Annotated in this window: 18 protein-coding genes; 12 read left to right on the plus strand and 6 right to left on the minus strand. The window is 60.3% G+C overall.

All coding sequences use genetic code 11. The features are described from left to right. Positions 1-156: 156 nt before the first annotated feature. On the plus strand, positions 157-1,563 hold the full coding sequence (gene ehuR, locus BUE38_RS19090; protein WP_084542045.1) for a MocR-like ectoine utilization transcription factor EhuR: 1,407 nt from the start codon (positions 157-159) through the stop codon (positions 1,561-1,563). A 68-nt stretch (positions 1,564-1,631) separates the two neighbouring features. After that, positions 1,632-2,570 carry a 2-hydroxyacid dehydrogenase gene (locus BUE38_RS19095; RefSeq protein ID WP_073436837.1) on the plus strand — a complete coding sequence of 313 codons (939 nt, stop codon included), beginning with the start codon at positions 1,632-1,634 and terminating at the stop codon, positions 2,568-2,570. A 1-nt stretch (position 2,571) separates the two neighbouring features. Here BUE38_RS19095 and yghU read toward each other — a convergent pair whose 3' ends face one another. From yghU to BUE38_RS19115, 4 genes are all read right to left on the minus strand, one after another. After that, a complete protein-coding gene (gene yghU / locus BUE38_RS19100) occupies positions 2,572-3,462 on the minus strand; it encodes a glutathione-dependent disulfide-bond oxidoreductase (protein WP_073436838.1) in 891 nt (296 codons plus the stop codon). A 39-nt stretch (positions 3,463-3,501) separates the two neighbouring features. Continuing rightward, on the minus strand, positions 3,502-3,822 hold the full coding sequence (locus tag BUE38_RS19105; protein WP_073436839.1) for a hypothetical protein: 321 nt from the start codon (positions 3,820-3,822) through the stop codon (positions 3,502-3,504). A gap of 90 nt (positions 3,823-3,912) precedes the next feature. Beyond that, entirely contained in the window at positions 3,913-4,500 is a 588-nt protein-coding gene (locus BUE38_RS19110) for a TetR/AcrR family transcriptional regulator (protein WP_073436840.1), read from the minus strand. A gap of 86 nt (positions 4,501-4,586) precedes the next feature. Beyond that, a complete protein-coding gene (locus BUE38_RS19115; RefSeq protein ID WP_073436841.1) occupies positions 4,587-5,144 on the minus strand; it encodes a DJ-1/PfpI family protein in 558 nt (185 codons plus the stop codon). A 344-nt stretch (positions 5,145-5,488) separates the two neighbouring features. On the opposite strand from BUE38_RS19115, the gene BUE38_RS19120 reads away from it, so the two are divergent. The 6 genes from BUE38_RS19120 to BUE38_RS19145 all read left to right on the plus strand — a co-directional run bounded on the left by BUE38_RS19120 (position 5,489) and on the right by BUE38_RS19145 (position 11,780). After that, positions 5,489-6,181 (plus strand): hypothetical protein, encoded by a 693-nt coding sequence (locus tag BUE38_RS19120; protein ID WP_143166400.1) that lies wholly within the window; start codon positions 5,489-5,491, stop codon positions 6,179-6,181. Positions 6,182-6,506: 325 nt separating this feature from the next. Beyond that, entirely contained in the window at positions 6,507-7,433 is a 927-nt protein-coding gene (locus tag BUE38_RS19125) for a LysO family transporter (protein ID WP_073436842.1), read from the plus strand. A gap of 101 nt (positions 7,434-7,534) precedes the next feature. Further along, positions 7,535-8,590: a LacI family DNA-binding transcriptional regulator gene (locus BUE38_RS19130; RefSeq protein WP_234987105.1), complete on the plus strand. Its 1,056-nt coding sequence runs from the start codon at positions 7,535-7,537 to the stop codon at positions 8,588-8,590. Positions 8,591-8,766: 176 nt separating this feature from the next. After that, the gene (locus tag BUE38_RS19135) at positions 8,767-10,206 is read left to right on the plus strand and encodes an ATP-binding protein (protein WP_073436904.1); all 1,440 of its coding nucleotides are present in this window, start codon (positions 8,767-8,769) and stop codon (positions 10,204-10,206) included. Beyond that, the gene (locus tag BUE38_RS19140) at positions 10,203-10,907 is read left to right on the plus strand and encodes a response regulator (RefSeq protein ID WP_174788050.1); all 705 of its coding nucleotides are present in this window, start codon (positions 10,203-10,205) and stop codon (positions 10,905-10,907) included. The genes BUE38_RS19135 and BUE38_RS19140 overlap by 4 nt, the downstream gene beginning before the upstream one ends. 33 nt (positions 10,908-10,940) lie before the next feature. Next, positions 10,941-11,780, plus strand: a complete 840-nt coding sequence (locus BUE38_RS19145) for an AraC family transcriptional regulator (RefSeq protein WP_073436844.1) — start codon at positions 10,941-10,943, stop codon at positions 11,778-11,780. A gap of 60 nt (positions 11,781-11,840) precedes the next feature. Here BUE38_RS19145 and BUE38_RS19150 read toward each other — a convergent pair whose 3' ends face one another. Beyond that, positions 11,841-12,434 carry a LysE family translocator gene (locus BUE38_RS19150; protein WP_073436845.1) on the minus strand — a complete coding sequence of 198 codons (594 nt, stop codon included), beginning with the start codon at positions 12,432-12,434 and terminating at the stop codon, positions 11,841-11,843. Between the two features lie 200 nt (positions 12,435-12,634). Here BUE38_RS19150 and BUE38_RS19155 point away from each other — a divergent pair, with 200 nt between their 5' ends. The 4 genes from BUE38_RS19155 to hutC all read left to right on the plus strand — a co-directional run bounded on the left by BUE38_RS19155 (position 12,635) and on the right by hutC (position 17,175). Continuing rightward, complete coding sequence (locus BUE38_RS19155; RefSeq protein ID WP_073436846.1) at positions 12,635-13,276, plus strand: hypothetical protein; 642 nt, start codon at positions 12,635-12,637, stop codon at positions 13,274-13,276. A 518-nt stretch (positions 13,277-13,794) separates the two neighbouring features. Continuing rightward, entirely contained in the window at positions 13,795-15,840 is a 2,046-nt protein-coding gene (gene betT / locus BUE38_RS19160) for a choline BCCT transporter BetT (RefSeq protein WP_073436847.1), read from the plus strand. 129 nt (positions 15,841-15,969) lie between these two features. Continuing rightward, the gene (locus BUE38_RS19165) at positions 15,970-16,326 is read left to right on the plus strand and encodes a DOPA 4,5-dioxygenase family protein (protein WP_073436848.1); all 357 of its coding nucleotides are present in this window, start codon (positions 15,970-15,972) and stop codon (positions 16,324-16,326) included. A gap of 135 nt (positions 16,327-16,461) precedes the next feature. Next, positions 16,462-17,175, plus strand: coding sequence for a histidine utilization repressor (hutC, locus tag BUE38_RS19170; protein WP_073436849.1), 714 nt, complete (start codon positions 16,462-16,464; stop codon positions 17,173-17,175). Between the two features lie 13 nt (positions 17,176-17,188). Here hutC and BUE38_RS19175 read toward each other — a convergent pair whose 3' ends face one another. Beyond that, on the minus strand, positions 17,189-18,511 hold the full coding sequence (locus tag BUE38_RS19175) for a YjiH family protein (protein ID WP_073436850.1): 1,323 nt from the start codon (positions 18,509-18,511) through the stop codon (positions 17,189-17,191). Between the last annotated feature and the right edge of the window lie 364 nt (positions 18,512-18,875).

An 18,875-nucleotide genomic window follows, 5' to 3' on the forward strand; every position in this document is an offset into this window, starting at 1 on the left:
GCTTTCAGTATCCGCTCCTGCAAGATCCATGCTGGCATCACGCCGAATCAAATGTCATGATTGTTTGTGCCGTTTTATCATGACAATGTCTTAACAATGTCGTTGTGGTGATACTAGCACCACTACCATGATTTCGGTCAAAGGGTTTATTGAGTCATGACAATTGACCTGACGCACTACCTTGACGATGCTCATCCCAAGTACCTGGCCATCGCCAGAGCACTGTCACGAGCCGTTCGCTCCGGCGAGCTGACACCAGGCACACGCCTGCCGCCACACCGCATGCTGGCCGAGCAACTGAGTGTCAGTGTACAGACGGTGTCGCGGGCTTATGCACAGGCCGAGAAGATGGGACTGGTGCGCTCCCGCGTCGGCAGCGGCACCTGGGTCAATGTGCTGGACGAGTCACGGGAATCTGCCTATCTGCGCAACGGCGAGCCCCGCGGCGAGGATCCACTGATTGATATGTCGATTGCGCATCCGGTATGCCCACCGGATCATTACAAACGCTTTCGCCACACCCTGAAACAGATCGCCGACGATGGCCATCCGGATATCATCGGCGCCAGCCGCCCCATTGCCGGGCTCGAACATCACCGAGAGCGCGCCAGCGCCTGGCTGACCAGCCAGCTATGCATGCCGGGCGACATCGAGGACCGAATCCTCTGCAATGGAGCCGCTCACGGTCTGATGCTGGCGATCTCCAGTGTGGTCCAGCACGGTGATCTGGTACTCACCGAGGCGCTCACGGATCACGGCCTGATCGCCCTGTCACGGACCCTCGGCTTCCAGTTGCGTGGGGTACCGGTGGATGAACTGGGCGTCATGCCCGATGCACTGGATGCGGCCTGCCACCGCTTCAAGCCACGCGCTGTATGCCTGACCCCGACCCAGCTCAATCCCACCGGCGCCACCATGGACGACACGCGCCGTGATGAGGTGGCTGCCGTGCTCGAACGCCATGGCGTGTGGTTGATCGAGGACGATGTCCACGCCCTGCTCGAGTCCCCGGGCCTGATGCCGATCAGCGCGCGTATCCCTCACCAGGGTTTTCATGTCACCAGTCTGACCAAGGTCACCGTGCCAGGGCTGCGTACCGGCTATGTCACCGTACCCCGCGGCCAATTGCACCACACCTTGCCGCGCCTGCGAGCCACCAGTTGGATGGCTCCGCCACTGATGTTCGAGATTGCCGATCGCTGGATCGAAGATGGTACAGTCAATGAAATGGCACTCACCCAGCGTGAGTTGCTTGCCGAACGTCAGCGGCTGGCAGCTGAGGTGTTGACCGGACATTTACTGGAATCACGGCCGACCAGCCTTCACGTATGGCTGAGCCTGCCCAACGCCTGGCGAGCCGAGGAGTTACAGCAATTGGCGGAACAGGAAGGCCTGGCCATTACTACTGCCAGCCCCTTCATGGTCGAGCAGACACCACCACCGCGTCGAATCCGTCTGAGCCTCGGTGCTGAGCCCGACATCCAGCGCCTGCGGTCTGGACTGGAGCAACTCGCCGCACTGCTCGAAGATTCACCGCCCCCCATGATGCAGATCGTCTATTGAAGCGGCGTTACCCGCCCAGCCTCAGCTTGACGAACTGCTGCAGAGCCACCAGGCAAAACGGAGACATCATGCGAATTCTGGTGCATATCGACAATGCCGAACGCTGGCGTGATGAAATGGCCAGTCGCTTGCCCGAGGCAGAGATCAAGACCAGTCAGGAGGCCTCCTCCGACTGGCGCGCAGGCGTCGACTATCTCGCCGCCTGGAAGCCAGACCAGGCCCTGTTGGGTGACTGCTCCAACCTCAAGGCTATCCTTAACCTGGGGGCCGGAGTCGATGCGCTGCTGGCCAACCCGGCACTGCCCGCCGATATTCCCATCATCAAGTTACGTGACGCCGGCATGGCCGACTTGATCGCCGACTATGTGCGCTACGGTCTGCTGCACTTCCAGCGCGACTTCGACCACTATGCGCGGCTGCAGCGTCAGCGGCGCTGGCAACCCCATGATGTCGTCGACAAGCGCGACTGGGGCGTCGGCGTACTGGGGCTGGGCGCCATCGGCACAAGCGTAGCCCAGAGTACCGCCCGAGATGGGTTTCCCGTATACGGCTGGAGCCGGTCACCGAAACAGGTGGAGGGCATTCACTGCCATCACGGAGATGAAGGACTGGACGTGGTGCTCCGCAACAGCACCAGCCTGGTACTGTTGCTGCCGGATACTCCTGCCACGCACCATCTGATCAACGCCGAGCGGCTCGCCCTGCTGCCCCAGGGTGCCAGTCTGATCAACCCCGGCCGTGGCACGCTGATCGACGAAGCAGCACTGCTTGAGGCACTGGGCGACGATAATCAGCCGGGCCACCTGCGAGGCGCGATCCTCGATGCCTTCCCACAGGAGCCGCTGAGCGAGGCCAGTCCATTGTGGAGCCATTCGTCCATCATCGTGACGCCGCATATGGCCGGTCCCACGCCCCTGTACGAGGCCATTGACCAGGTCGTCAACAGTATCCAGGCATTGCAGGCGGGAGAGGCGGTCGAGAGCATCGACCGCCAGGCGGGCTACTGAGTCAGGTGGTTTCGGTCAACTTGTCCTGAGTACGCGTTTCGAAGTCACTGGCATCATGACGTTCGAGCAGTTGTTCGGATGGCTCTCCGAAGGTGCGGTTGACCATCCGTCCACGCCGTACGCCAGGACGAGCCGCCAACTGCTCTGCCCAGCGCTGGACGTTGGTGTACTCATGCACGGAGAGGAACTCCGCGGCATCATACTGATTGTTGATCACCAGACCGCCATACCAGGGGAAGATCGCCATGTCGGCGATGCTGTACTCGCTTCCGGCGATGAACTCGTGATTCGCCAGCTGGCGATCAAGAACGTCGAGTTGTCGCTTGGTTTCCATGGCATAGCGATTGATGGGATATTCCTGCTTCTCCGGCGCATAGGCATAGAAGTGGCCAAATCCTCCGCCGACGAAGGGTGCCGACCCCATCTGCCAGAACAGCCAGTTCATGACTTCCGTGCGTGCACGAATATCACTGGGCAGGAAAGCACCGAATTTCTCGGCCAGATAAAGCAGAATCGAGCCGGACTCGAATACCCGCAACGGCGCCTCCCCACGATGCTCTACCACACTATGATCCACCAGAGCCGGAATCTTTGAATTGGGATTGATATCGACAAAACCACTGCCGAACTGATCGCCATCACCAATGCGAATCAACCAGGCATCATACTCGGCACCGCCATGGCCCTGAGCCAGCAACTCCTCAAGCAGGATGGTCACCTTGACGCCATTGGGCGTACCCAGCGAATAGAGCTGCAGTGGATGCTTGCCGATCGGGAGTTCACGCTCATGGGTGGCGCCGGCAATGGGGCGGTTGATGCTGGCGAACTGACCACCACTTTCGCCTTCCCACTGCCACACACGGGGTGGTTGATAGCTGGTATCGTTACTCATCAGGGGTCTCCATGCACCTGGTGTCATCAACAGCGTAGATCAAGGCCGGGGCATCCGGTCACCTTTCGAGCCACCGCCATGAACGGCGGTCTTGACCGCAACATGCCCCTTGCCTGACGCCTCTCGTTGGTCATACAGCATTGGTCCCAGGCTCTGGTCATGCGGCCTTGAATCCAGGCCGGCAGAGCGATGAGCCACATCGGTGTAGACCAGTCTACTATTAACATGGCAATCAAATAGCTCATCCTGATCGATTTGATTGTCGTCCGCACCACACTGGCGCAGATGCTCGGATCTGCTGGTGTGATGCGGTCTCGCGTCGGCCTGATGGCCGACGGCGGCACTTTCCTGTGCCGCCATTAACCCAACATGAAAGCATGCCGGGTTAATAGTTACTGTGTCATTCGCCACTATTGATTTGCATTCACCACTATCGATTAGATGGCGAGATCAGTGGGTCCTGATGCACGCCATCAACGTCTGCTCGAACTCATACAACGGCTGGCAGTCCCGGACTGTCTTGGCACGCAACAGCGCCCCCTGCCAGCCCGCCATGACAAAAGCCGCGAGGGCTCCGGCATCGAGATCCCGACGGACACTACCCTCAGCCTGCCCCTCTCCCAGGCAATCCGCCAGGCACCCTTCCCAGCGCTGGAAGGCCTGCGCCAGAGCGTCACGCAGCACATCACTACGCGACGACATTTCCTGTCCCAGATTACCGATCAGGCATCCCCGCGAGTGATCGCAACGCTTCATCTCGCCACGGGAAACCGCCAGCCAGTCTGACACTCGATCCAGAGCCGGACGGGAGGCATCCTTGAGGACGCCATACAACTGCTGGTCGTTCTCCTCGGCAAAGGACTCGATGACCGCCAGGCCAAAGGCTTCCTTGCTGGCGAAATAGTGATAGAAGGAACCCTTGGGCACGCCGGCTTCCTTGAGCACCGCATTGATGCCCGTCGCGTTGTAGCCCTGTTCCGCGATCATGGTCTTGCCGACCTGAATCAGCAGATCGCGTGCTGGAGAAGTATTGGTCATGGCGCTAGATTAGACCAGTCAATTAGCCACCACAACCCTTGTAGAACATTGCGAGCCACGGGCAGTCCCCTGCTCGTGGCTCGTAGCTACAATAACTCGTTGAACTGCCTCAGCCACTCAGGGTGCGCCGGCCACGCAGGCGCTGTCACATAGTGGCCGCTGGTAACGGCATCGGTCACGTCGAGATCAGCGAACTCACCACCGGCAAGCTGGACTTCCGGGGCACAGGCGGGATAGGCCGATATGCGATAACCATCGAGTCGCACTGCCGCCGCCAATAACTGTGCACCATGGCAGATGGCGGCTACTGGCTTCTCGGCATCAACGAAATGGCGCACCATCTCCAGCACTCGCTGGTCGAGGCGCAGGTATTCGGGGGCACGTCCACCGGGAATCACCAGACCGTCGTAGTCCGCCAGAGTGACGTCGGCAAAGGTTTCATTGAGTGCAAAATGATGGCCCGGCTTCTCGGTGTAGGTCTGATCGCCCTCGAAATCATGAATGGCGGTCTTGACCGTGTCACCTTCGCGTTTGTCGGGGCAGACAGCGTCAACCCGGTGGCCCATCGCCTGCAGCGCCTGGAAAGGCACCATCACTTCGTAGTCTTCCACGAAATCACCCGCAATCAACAGTAGTCTTGCCATATCGTCAAGCTCCTCTTGTTTCATCTGGCAACTGTTTCACCCAGCAACTGAATGGATGTCACAATGCTGGGTGCTATGGGCTCTCTGGACTCTCCGGGAGCGCTGACTGCTTATGCAGCTCTATTTACGCAACCCTATATGTGCACAACCTCGTATTTACGCAGTCAGGCAACCACGCGATCATGCTGTATTGCAGCGTACTCCTTGTCCTGGAGACTCGCCACCTCGGACAACACACTGCAGCAGACAGAGCATTCCAGCGGAACCTTTCGCGCCTCCGGGTATCCGAGAATCAACCAGTGATGCCATATCCACTCCCATCCAGATGGCTGAATCGACTGCCCATGTCTTCAACCAGGCGTACTTCATTGTTCAAGCCGGCACGACCACGCATTGCCGGACTGATCGGCAGCTGTCTACTGTCGCTACTGGCTCTGGCCAGTACGGCATATGCCGGTGCTCCCCAGGCCTTTGATGCCCGCTATCACCTGGCCGTCGATGGCTGGCCGGATGCCGATATCGAACACCGAGTCTCCCGCGAGGGCGGACACTGGCTGAGCGAGATGCACGCCAATGTCGCTGTCGCCGGGGGCAACGAAAGCTCTCGATTCATCGAGGATGGTGACCAGCTTCGTGCTCTCAGCTATCGCAGCAATTATCGTATGCTGGGCGTCGGCAAGGACTACCGGCTCGGCCAGGAGCAGTTGGCGCAGGTTCCCGATCGCCAGACGGCACTGATCAACCTCGCCCGCCAGGCCCAGGAGAGTCACTGTCGGAGCGACTGCAGCGTACGCTTCATCGATTACAAGGGACGCGAGGAAACCATGGACTGGAGGTCCATCGACAATGTCCCGGTTGCGGTCAACGGTCAGACCGTAGAGGCCCCCACCATCAAGCTGCAGAACCCGGATAAGCAGGACCGCTACATGGTCATCAGCTTCCACCCGGAGATTCCCGGCCTGATCCTGCGCCTCGACTATTTCAAGCATGACGAACAGGTGAGCCGTATGAGCCTTTCCTCACTCGAGCAGCACTGATTGATCTCGGTCAGCACTCGTCAACCGCTCCGTTCAGCGCCTCACTGTGCCCCATGATCTGCTGGAGCTATTGCCTTCCGGCGCCATGGTCTTCGGAAACCATAGATAGTCTTGCGAAACCATAGTCTTGCGAAATGGGGCCTTCTGGAACGGTTGTCTTTCGGAGCCGTGGCCTCCTGGAGCTGTTGTCTTTCGGAGCCGTGGCCTCCTGGAACTATGGTCTCCCTTGCTGAATCGCTGAAACTGCATACAATCAATGCCTTCCCGACCCGACCGCCTTCCGAGGCGGTTGGTCGTTTCTGTGGACGAGAAAGGAAGCTCCCCCATGTTCAGCGGTCTCCTGATCGTGTTGTTGCCGCTGGTGCTCGGCTACCTGGTGCCTGTACACAACAGCCGAGTCATGAACGCCATAAACCGTGGCGTCAGCCTGTCCATCTACGCCATCCTGATGTTGATGGGCCTGAGCCTGGCCGGGCTCCCCGACCTGGCTGCGCAGCTTTCACGCATGGGCGGCCAGGCATTGACGCTGTTCACGGTGATTACCCTATGCAATCTGCTGGCACTGGGTTGGCTATCGCACCGCCTGCAACTGGATCTCGGCAGACCCCAGATCGTCAGCAATGCCCCAACCAGCAAGATCGCTGCACTGGCCGGTTCGTTATCGCTGGTGGGTGTCGTTCTTGCCGGCATCGCGCTGGGCCTGGTACTGAAGCCCTTTGTCGGTGAAGCGCTGTTCGGCGGCGCCGAGAGCCTCGCCGAATGGGTGCTGTACCTGTTGCTGGGACTGATCGGCTGCCAACTGCGTAATTCTGGCATGCCACTCAAACAGATCCTGCTCAACCGCCACGGGCTGTTCATTGCCGTGACGCTTGCCCTGAGTTCACTGCTCGGCGGTCTACTCGCCGCCCCACTGCTGGACCTGCGCTGGAACGAAGGCCTGGCCATGGCTGCGGGTTTTGGCTGGTACTCATTGTCCGGCATCCTGATCGGCGAACACCTCGGCCCGGTGCTGGGCGGTGTGGCCTTCTTCAACGACCTGACTCGCGAACTGATGGCCTTTGTGCTGATTCCGCTGGTTATCCAGCGTATGGCGCCGCTGGCAATCGGCTATGGAGGCGCCACGTCCATGGACTTCACTCTGCCGGTCATTCAGCAGCATGGCGGCGTGGCCTGTGTCCCCATCGCCGTAGTCAGCGGCTTCCTGTTGTCATTACTGTCGCCGCCACTGATCCTGTTTCTGCTGTCCCTGTAGGCATCTGCAGGTTTCGATCCGTGGCCCGTCCTGACCGCATGCATGCTGACAGGCCAACGAGCAATCCGTATGCTGAACGCCTCACTGAACGGAAGGTTGCCGTGACACCACCCGACCGGCGAATGACTCTCAAGGACCTCGCGCGCGAGCTGGGCGTCTCCACCGCGAGTGTTTCCAATGCCTTCAATCGCCCTGATCAACTGTCCCGCGAGCTGCGCCAGCATATCCTCAGCGAGGCGCGCCGCATGGGCTATCCGGGCCCGGACGCGCGAGCCCGCATGCTGCGCACTGGTCGCTCGCGAATCATCGCCGTGGTGCTGGCGGAGACGCTGACCTACAGCCTCAATGACGCCGTTTCCAGTGAACTCCTCACCGGCGTCACCGAAGTCCTGGACGCCCACGGTCATACCCTGTTGCTGCTGTCCGGACGTCAGCCGGGTTCGCGCCAGATGCCAGCCTCGTCGAGCATGGCCGATGGCTTCATCGTCTATGGCTTGATGCCCGATGACCATATGATGAGCGAGCTGCCCGCCCATCGCCCATTGGTTGCCGTGGATTTCCACATCAACGGCCGTCCTACCGTGCATATCGATAATGAACCGGCCTCCTGGGCGATCACCAGGCATGCTCTGCGCCACCCACCGAAGCGCGTCGGTATTGTCTGTCTGCGACTGTCGGCCACGCCCCACAACGGCCGTCTGACGGCCGGCCATGACTGGCTCAGCGCTCAGAGCACCATCACCCGCTCTCGGCTGGATGGTTGCTTCCGCGCGCTGGAAGACCATGGCCTGAATCGCGACGATATCCCGCTGTGGAACATCGAGGAAAACACCCATGCAGTCTGCGCCCCGGTGATCGAGGAAATTCTCAACCTCCCGCCGGATCAACGCCCTGATCTGCTGTTGTGTATGTCCGACCGGATCGCGCTGACCGCCCTGACTCTGGCCGAGCAACGTGGCATCCGAGTACCCGAGGATCTGCGTCTGACCGGCTTCGACGGCATAGAAGAGGGCCAGTACCGGGCCCCACGCTTGACCACGGTACGCCAGGACAGCATCGAGAAGGGACGCATGGCCGCGCGCATGGTCCTCGGGCTCGACACCCCCAGTGACCGTCTGCTGAACACCAGCCTGCTGATCGGGGAAACCTGCCCCTGAGCCGCCGAATTGCCGCCAACTGCACAATGATTTCACCATTGCTGCCGCTTTTCACCATGCTGTGATGGCATGCTGTCGGCATGAATTCGACGCGATACGGAGACACCACCGCGGGTGGTGCCGGTCTCGTCTGCTACCGACGTCGGCTGAACGGCCTCTTTGGAGTCATCCTCTTCATGTTAGCGAAACGCCTGCTGCGGCCCGCATTTTCACGGCTCGGCCTCAAGCTCTTCGCCATTATCCTGGTGGTCAATGTAGCCATCGCCGGACTGGTTTTCGTCGCGATTTCACGCAGCCTCGACCAAGGTTTCATCGAATATCTCGACCACGCCCAGACCCGGCGCGCCGAAACCCTGGCGGAAGGCCTCGGCGAGGCCTGGTCACGCCGTCAGGACTGGCAGTGGCTGCGCCAGTCACCACGTGCCTGGCACCACCTGGTACGCCGCCAGCTATGGCCGACCGACAATCTTCCACCGGTCAGCATCGAAGGGAATCTTGGCGATCCCCGGGACTTCGTACTCCACGATGCCAACGGGCTGCCGGTGATCGGGCTGCCCCCCAATGATGACGATATCTCGGCAGAACTGCGCTGGTTGCCGGTGATGAGTAATGACGAGCAGGTCGGCACCCTGGGCTACCGGCCACCAGAGCAGTTGATGGCGCGCATGGACCGGCTGTTTCTGAACCAGCAGCGGCGCAACCTGACAATCATCATTGCAGCCCTCGCGCTGGCTTCACTATTGCTGGCCGCCGCACTTTCCTGGTGGCTGGGACGCCGCGCCCGTGGCATGGCCATGGCCACGCGTCGCCTCACCGAAGGCGACTACAGTATCCGCCTGCCCGTACGTGGCCGCGATGAGCTGTCCAGCCTGTCCCACGACTTCAACGTGCTGGCCGAAACCCTTGAGGCCAGCCGCGAGGCGCGTACACGTTGGGTGTCGGATACCGCCCACGAATTACGTACCCCGCTGGCGGTACTGCGAGGCGAGATCGAAGCCATGCAGGATGGCATTCGCCCGCTGAATCAGGACAACCTTCACTCGCTGGCCCAGGAGGTCAGCCAACTGGAACGTCTGGTGGCGGATCTGCGCCTGTTGTCGCAAAGCGATGCCGGTGCCCTGGAGGTTCAACTGGCCCCACTGGATCTCGCCGAGAGCCTGACATCACGGCTCGAGGAAGCCAGAGGTTGGCTGGATGACCATGGCCTGCAACTCGAATACGAACTTCAGGGACCCGCCTGGATACGCGGTGATATGCAGCGCCTGCGCCAGCTGTGGAGCAATCTGCTCGACAACACCTGCGCCTATACCCAGGCCCCCGGCAAGGTAAAGGTCAGCCTGACACGTCAGCTGGATCACTGGGTGCTGCGCCTGGAGGACAGCTCCCCGGGGGTACCAGCCTCCGAATTGCCGCGACTGACGGAACGCCTGTATCGTGTCGAAGGTTCGCGCAGCCGTGCCAGTGGCGGCAGTGGTCTGGGCTTGTCGATTGCCACGGCTCTGGCCCGTGCCCACGATGCCGACATGCAGCCCACCCAGTCATCATTGGGTGGGTTATGCTGGACATTGCGTTTTCCTGCACTGGCCGCGCACCAGCAACACGAGGATGAGGAATGACTGAAGCGCCCATCGCCCACGACCAGATCCTGATTGTCGAGGATGAACCCAAGATCGCCCGGCTGGTGGCCGACTACCTGAATGGCAGCGGCTACCGGACTCACCACATCGACCACGGCGATGAGGTCATTGGCTGGTTGAGCGAGATCGAGGAGCGCCCCCAACTGGTGCTGCTCGACCTCATGCTGCCCGGCACCGATGGTCTGACCCTGTGCCGCGAGATCCGTCAGCGCTGGCCCCGAATCGCGGTGATCATGCTCACGGCCAGGGTCGAGGAGGTCGATCGACTGCTGGGGCTGGAACTGGGGGCGGATGACTATATCTGCAAACCCTTCAGCCCGCGCGAAGTGGTCGCCAGAGCCAAGGCAGTACTGCGCCGCAGCCAGGCTCTGGACACATCTGTTGCCGGCCATGACCTGGTACTGGACGACAGCGGCTGGCGGGCGCTGGCCGATGGCCAGGACCTGGGGCTGACCGCCGTGGAATTCCAGTTGCTCAAGGTCATGATGCAGTCACCGGGGCGCATCTTCGCTCGTGAGCAATTGATGGATCACATGTACCGCGATCACCGCATCGTCTCCGAGCGCACCGTCGACAGTCATGTAAAGAAGCTGCGCAAGAAGATTGCCGATATCTGGCCGGAGCGCGAAATCATCCGCTCGGTCTATGGTGTAGGCTACAAGTATCAGCCCGAGGAGTGATTGCCCGGGAGCATAGCCCCTACGAGGTCCCGCATGCCATACAAGCCGCAGCCCCACCCTGCCTCGCGGTTCCTGCGCGATCCGCGCCTGCCCTGGCTGGAGATTCGTCGGGTGCGGGCCGGCAACGCCTTCAACCATGGCATGCATAGCCACGATTGCCATTCCTTCGGCGCCATCGTCTCGGGCCACTCCGAGTACCGCAATGGTAGGCACTGCACCGATGTCAGTCGTGGCGACACCGTGATCATCAATGCCGAGGACCGCCACGCCTGCAACAGCGTGTCAACGTCCCCCTGGTCCTACGACATGATCTACCTGGATAGCCACTGGCTCGCCCAGCGCTGTCCAGCGGCAGCAGGTGACACAGGCCTGGATGTACCGATGTTCAGCGCCACCACCAGCAGGAACCCCAGGCTGCACCACGCGCTGATGGCGCTGGCTGATGCGCTCGACTCTTCGGCCATCACGCGACTCGAACGCGAAAGCCATGCCGAGACTCTTGCCGGTATTCTCCGCGAGACCCTGCACCCTCACCAACCAGCCGATGTACCACCGGAGCGCCTTGCCAGGGTCATGGAGTTCATGGCCGCCGAACGGCAGCGGGATATCGGCCTGGAAGAACTTTGCCGTATCGCCGACTGTGGCGCCACCAGCCTGATTGCAGCCTTTCGCCGCCACTATGGAGTGACACCCCACGCGGCGCTGGTTGATCTGCGTATACGCCAGGCCCGGCAGCGCCTACGCCATGGCGAGGCCATTGCCGAGGTGGCACTGGACTGCGGTTTTTCCGACCAGGCCCACCTGCAGCGTACCTTCAAGCGACTACTGGCCACGACACCGGCACATTACCAGGGACGACGACTGCGTCCCTGAGTGTGGTGATCACCAGCAATCCCTCTCTCCCGCCGGCAACAGTTCTTCTGTCAGCAACGCCTATCCCACCAACAACGCCAGCGCACTGGCGACCAATAGTATCGCCAGTGCACGATTCCACCAGGCCTGCCTGGCGCGGGAGGTCAACCAGCACGCCATGCGGCCACCCATCAATGCCCAGACACTGATCGACAGCAGACAGATCGCCCCCCACAGCAATGCGTACCCAGTGACACCCAGAGCGTTACCGGCATCGACGAATATCCCCATTCCTGCCGCCGAAGCCAGCCACGCCTTGGGGTTGAGCCACTGCATCATGGCCCCGGTCATCGCACCGGCAGGCTGCACACTGGGATCCACCTCAAGCTCAGCTGTGCTGGCCAGTAGTCGCCAGGCGAGCCACAACAGGAAAGCCACCCCGGCCAGTTGCACCAGTACGCGCAGCCAGGGCAATCGCATCCAGATCTCGCTCAGGCCCATGCCGATCAGCCACAGCAACAGGGTAAACCCCGCACTGGCCCCGATCACCAGTGGCATGGCGCGACGCCAGCCAAAACGTGCTCCGGTAGACAGCACCAACAGATTGACCGGCCCGGGCGAGATGGACGCCACCAGGGCAAAGGACGACATCGACAACAGCAGACTTGTGGACATGGTGGCACTCCGTTGATCAGGAAAAGGGGAGTGTCAGACATCAGGGGCCCCGTTTATTGAACGGAATTTCATCTTTCAGCGTCTGTTGGCGATTCAGTCACTTGAACGTTCTCTGCACATTCACTGCATGGGGTTTGCACGACTGAAGCAGATAGTGTGTGAGGTCAGACAATGACGCCTCAACGCTGAAGGAGACACAGATGACAACATCATTTACCCGCAAGGCACTGCTTCCCGCCATTCTTACCGCCATGCTGCTGCCGGTTTCCATGGGAGCCCTGGCTGGCGAGAAGGCCGCCGACGAGCCCCATGGTCCGGACCACGCTGGCCATCGCGGTGAGCATATGGAAGTCCTGTTCGACCGTGCCGGCATTGATGACGAGACGCGCGAAGCGTTGCGTCAAGCTGGTATCGAGCACCATGACGCCATGGAACAACTCAACGCCGACTATCGCGACCAGCGTCAGCAGATCCTCGGCGAGGAAGGCATGACGGCACTCAAGCAGGCGGGTAAGGAACTGCGTGAGGAGCGACTGACGGCACTGATGGACGAGTGGCAGCTATCCGATGAGGATCGTGCCAGCCTGCAGCAGACTCGTGAGGGCTTCCACGAGAGCATCCAGTCCCTGCGCGCACGGGATTTCGAGAGTCGTGAAGCCCGCCGCCAGGCCTGGAACGAGCTGCGCGAGACCACCCATGCTTCACTGGCCGAAGTGCTGAGTGAGGAACAGATCGACGAGCTCAAGCACACCATGATGCCGGACCATGGTCGCGGTGATCGTGGTCCTCACGGCCACCACCACGGTGACCGTCATGGAGAAGCACAGCACAGCGAGTCCTGATCTCCGGGCTCATCCTCACCGCTGTCACCTGAATCGCTGCCCGGCCTATCCGGGCAGCGGCATTTTCGGACTCACCTCCCGACGCTTCCTGCACTACTCCCCTGCCTGCCCCCACTCGTTCTGATCCCTCTCTAGTGCTCGTGAACCACCACTTCCGTGGAATCAGTGATGAAGATGCGTTTGTGACTCACCTTGCAACCTGTTTGACGACTCTGTATTTTATTGAACGTCCAATTAACAAAAAACGCTGTTGAGTCCCCCGACGAAACAGCACGAGACCCTGTCATCAGGGTCGAGCCGAGTCACGACGAGAACCGCCCGATCGCTGTGCAGTGCGCAAGGACAGGAACAGCACTCAGCTGCCGTGGGATATCAGCCCATCACTCGGCAGGAGCAGGATAGACATCAGTAACCACAGCACCAGCTCAACTGGAAGGGTGTCAACGATCACTGCAGGACAGCATTGATGATCACCCGGCGACTCGCGTACTCACTTCACTCATCAAGGGAGTTCGTGCATGCCCCATCTAGACGATGCCGCTGCATCCCGCGACCGCCTTCACCCGATTGTATTTCACGGGTCGTTGGCAGGTATCGTGGTCTTTCTCATCTACACCATGACCTTTACCGAACAGGCCGGAACCCTGTTCGATGCTGGCCTCAACTGGGTCAATAGCACCTTCGGCTGGTACTACATGCTGGCCGCCGTGGCCTACCTGGTCTTCGTAGTCGTGATCAGCCTGTCTCGGGTCGGCAACATTCGCCTCGGACCGGATGACTCACGCCCGGAATTCTCCACCCTGTCCTGGGCCTCCATGCTGTTCGCCGCAGGCATTGGCATCGACCTGCTGTTCTTCTGCGTCGCGGAACCTCTGTCGCACTACCTGGCGCCGCCCGAGCTGGCCCCCGAAAGCCATGCCGCGCTGCGCCAGGCAGTGCCTCAGACGTTCCTTCATTGGGGCCTGACCGGCTGGGGAATGTATGTGTTGATGGGCATGGCGCTGGCCTACTTCAGCTACCGCCACCGTCTGCCACTGGCCATTCGCAGTGCACTCTATCCGCTGCTGGGACGTCGCATCTACGGACCGATCGGCAATGCCGTCGATATCACCGCCGTGATTTCCACCGTCTTCGGTATCGCCACTAGCCTCGGTATCGGTGTCATTCAGCTCAACTACGGCCTGAACTTCATGTTCGGGGTCCCGGAGAGCCTCTCGACCCAGGTGATCCTGATCGTGCTGGTGGTGGTCCTGGCAACCATCTCGGTAGTCACCGGCGTGGAGAAGGGGATTCGTCGCCTGTCCGAGTTCAATATGCTGCTCGCCGCCGGCCTGTTGCTGTTCGTACTCTTCCAGGGGCAGACCCTGGCACTGCTCAACGCCCTGGTCATCAATATCGGTGACTACCTTTCGAGCTTCGTTGCCAAGAGCTTCGACACCTATGCCTTTGCCGGTGATGAAGCCCAACAGTGGAAAGGCTGGTGGACCATCTTCTTCTGGGGTTGGTGGATTGCCTGGACACCATTCGTCGGCCTGTTCCTGGCCCGCATCTCCCGTGGCCGTACCATTCGTCAGTTCGCCATGGGCGCCCTGCTGATCCCGCTGGCCTTCATGATGGCGTGGATGTCGATCTTCGGTAACTCCGGTATCGACATGGTGACCAACGGTCTCACCGAGTTGGGTGAGCAGGCATTGGCCACACCGCAGACCACCATCTATACCTTCCTCGAGCAGTATCCGTATATCGGTATCACCGCCTCGGTGGTTACCCTGCTGGGCGTGGTGTTCTTTGTGACCTCGGCCGACTCCGGTGCACTGGTGCTGGCCAACTTCACTTCGATCCTGCGCGACGTGAACCATGATGCACCGATTCCGCTGCGCATCCTGTGGTCCGCCGTGATCGGCCTGATCACTGTTGCCCTGCTGATGGCCGGTGGCCTGAATGCTCTGCAGAGTGCCGTGGTGATCATGGCGCTGCCCTTCTCACTGGTGATGTTCGCGATCATGTTTGGCCTGCATCGCGCCCTGCGTACCGAGAAGGACAAGGCCGATGCTCGCCGTCTGGTCGCCGCCACCGGTGATGCCGGCAATTGGAAGGAGCGTCTCGACCATGCCCTGGACACATCCAACCGCGCCGGTGCCGCCGCTACCATCCAGCATGCCCTGCGTCCGGCACTGCAGCAGTTTGTCGATGAACTCACCAGCCGTGGACAGATTGCCAGTCTGAGCGAGGAGCAGGTCGAGGACGAGCCTCTGCCGCGATTGACACTCCAGGTCGACTTCGAGGACGTGCAGAGCTTCGTCTATCAGGTACGCCCCCATCGCATGCGTACACCGAGCTTCCTGCCGGTGGATGACGACTATTACCTGCGCCTCGACGTACATCTGGCAGAAGGCAGCCTGGGCCAGAACCTCAACGGCTACAGCCGTGGCCAGGTCATCGATGACGTACTCGGTGAATATGAGCGTCATCTGCAGTTCCTCGCCCTGACCCGTGGTGAAGGAGCCCCCGCACCAGCCATGCCAGGCAGCATTGGTGAGCCACCGGAAAGCGCCACCATGTAAGCAGGATATTGCGGATCCTGAAGACCAACGGCGGCCCAGGGGGCCGCCGTTGGTGCTTCTGAACAGGCATTGCCAGCACCACATCGGCACAGGCATGCTGAGAGTCGATCACCTCAGGAGAGCCCGATCATGCCCGACACCCCGACCATCCGCTATTACCATGCCCACCTCTACTACCACGACGACCAGGGGCTTGAGCAGGCCCGTCGCCTGGCTGACGCCTGTGCCGAGCGCTTCGAGGTTCAGGTCGGTCGTTTTCATCGCCAACCGGTCGGGCCGCACCCATTGTGGAGTTGCCAGCTATCATTCGCCGCCGAGAACTTCGGCGACATCGTGCCTTGGCTGGCCATCCATCGCGGCGCGCTGGATGTCTTCGTCCACCTCGGTACTGATGATGACCTGTACGACCACACCCAGGGCGTGATCTGGCTGGGCCAGAGTCATCCTCTCAAGCTGGATCAGTTCCAGCGCAATGATAGCCGCTGAAACGAAACGGCCTTGTGCCACGATCAACCCAACACAAAGGCTTGTCGAGTTGATATCACCCATCGTCGGGATGCCGGCGCGTGATGCAACGCGTAAACTCGTATCACCTCCATTGGAACGGACATCTCGACGCTCATGGGCAGTACCCTTCCCCGCTATCTGCAGATCCAGCAGCATCTGCTGGAAAAGATCCACAATGGCGACTGGGCTCCAGGCTATCAGATTCCCCCGGAAGAACGCCTGGCGGAAGAATTCGGTGTCAGCAGAATGACCGCCAACAAGGCGATTCGTGACCTGGTGCAACAGGGATACCTGTCCCGCCACCCTGGGGTCGGGACCTTTGTCACCGACAGCAAGGCGGAGTCGTCACTAGTAGAGGTCCACAATATCGCCGAAGAGGTCAAGGCTCGCGGCCACGACTATGCCAGCGAGATATTGATCGCCGAGGCCCGCAAGGCCGACGATGATGTCTCGATGCGCATGGGAGTACGCATCGGTACACGCGTCTTTCATACGTTGATCGTCCACCGGGAGAATGGTGTGCCGATCCAACTCGAGGACCGCTATGTCGACCCCCGTCAGGTGCCCCACTACCTGGACACCGACTTCACTCGACAGACTCCCAACGAGGTGCTGGTCGCGGCCTGCCCGATCAGCGATGTCGAGCATGTTGTCGAGGCCGTTGCCGCCGATGACTACATCGCCGAACACCTCGACATCAGCCACGGTCAGCCCTGCCTGAGACTAATTCGCCGGACCTGGTCCGGCGATAGATTGATCAGTTACGCCCGTCTGGTGCACCCGGGGGATCGCTACAAGCTGCGCTCATCGCTGCATACGGAGCGCTAGCAAACGCTGGCGATCATGATGCCGCCAGCGCCTGAACCAGCATTCCTGTTGGAACCGCCAGCAGCAGGCTGAAGGCCACACGCAGAAACCAGACGATCAGGATGCGACCGATCGACAGCGGTATCCTCGTCGCCATGATGCAGGGAATCGAGGCAGAGAAGAACAGCACTGAGGAAACGGATACCACGCCAGCGGCAAAGCGCGCCACAAATTCGGCATCGGCCATCAGCAGTGCCGGCAGAAACATCTCCGCCAATCCCGCCGCCGAGGCCTGCGCCAGCGCAGCGGCATCATCCAGGCCCCAGATGGCAACAAACGGATAGAACAGCCAGCCGAGCCAATCAAACAGCGGCGTGTACTTGGCAATCAACAGCCCGATCAGCCCCACCGACATGATGGTCGGCAGGATACTGATCGCCATCACCAGCCCTTCACGGAAGTTCAACCACACACTCGAGGTCAGGCTCGGCGCATCAGATGCCGCCTTGACCCCGACCTGCCATGCCGTCTTCAGGCGCTTGCCGGACCCTGCTACGGGTTCCTGGTCGACGGCACTGTCATCCATGCGCGAGATCGGCGGCAGACGCACGGTAATCGCCGTGACGATGAAGGTAATCAGCAGCGTCAGCCAGAAATACAGGTTCCATACCGACATCAGGTCGAGGGTACGAGCCACGATAATCATGAAGGTCGCCGAGACTGTCGAGAACCCGGTGGCAATGATGGCTGCCTCGCGGGCAGAGTACTGCCCGGCCACATAGACCCGATTGGTGATGAGTAGACCAATCGAATAGCTGCCGACGAACGACGCCACTGCATCGATGGCACTGCGCCCCGGCGTACGCCAGATCGGTCGCATCACCGGTTGCACCAGCACTCCGATCAACTCCAGCAACCCGAAGCTGATCAACAGTGCCAGGAAAATGGCGCCGATGGGCACGATCAGTCCCACCGGGATCACCAGCTTGCCGAACAGGAACGGCAACATGTCGGGAGCATGTAGAGCGGCGGGACCCCAGCCCGTCAGAGCCATGACAGCAGCGGCCACCCCCAGCACCTTGAAGACCAGAAACACACGCTCCGTGGTGCTGTTGCGCCAGCGTCCGCTGATGATGGGGTAAAGCGCACCGGCAATGATCAGGGCCAGCGCGTAGTAGCCACTGGCCCCTCCCAACAGGTCACGTATCGCGCCGACCATATGGTCCAGAGGAATGGTGGTCCTGTCACCGATGGTCATCGGCACGAAGAAGATCAATATGCCCAGAGCACTGGGTATCAGCAGCTTGAGAACCGTCGCAAGAGACGGTGCCGCCGTTGTGTTGGATGACGAGGTCATGGAGCAACTCCGGGTGGACCGTGACGACGACTGCAGAGAATGCATCCATCAGCACCGGTCGGTGGCTTCGTTGTTATTGAGAATGGTTATTGAGAATGGTTATTGACGATGGCTGTTGACGATCATTGCCAACGGTTGTCGTTATCAGAATCGATATAGACCTCCGTGCAAGCTATCCATCTCGCCAAATTGTATATACATGAGTGTAAAACACCGATCTATCCACGGGCAGTGACCAAGGCTACAACTTTGGTCTAAAAAGAACGCTCAGCGTTTTCTCCAACATCCTGACAAATCCAATAAAAATAAATATTTTCAATAATATACGTCTTGAAAAAAAGCAAAGCCTGTCATGATTCCGTGT

Origin of the sequence: Halomonas cupida (assembly GCF_900142755.1) — a bacterium.
Lineage (GTDB): Bacteria > Pseudomonadota > Gammaproteobacteria > Pseudomonadales > Halomonadaceae > Halomonas > Halomonas cupida.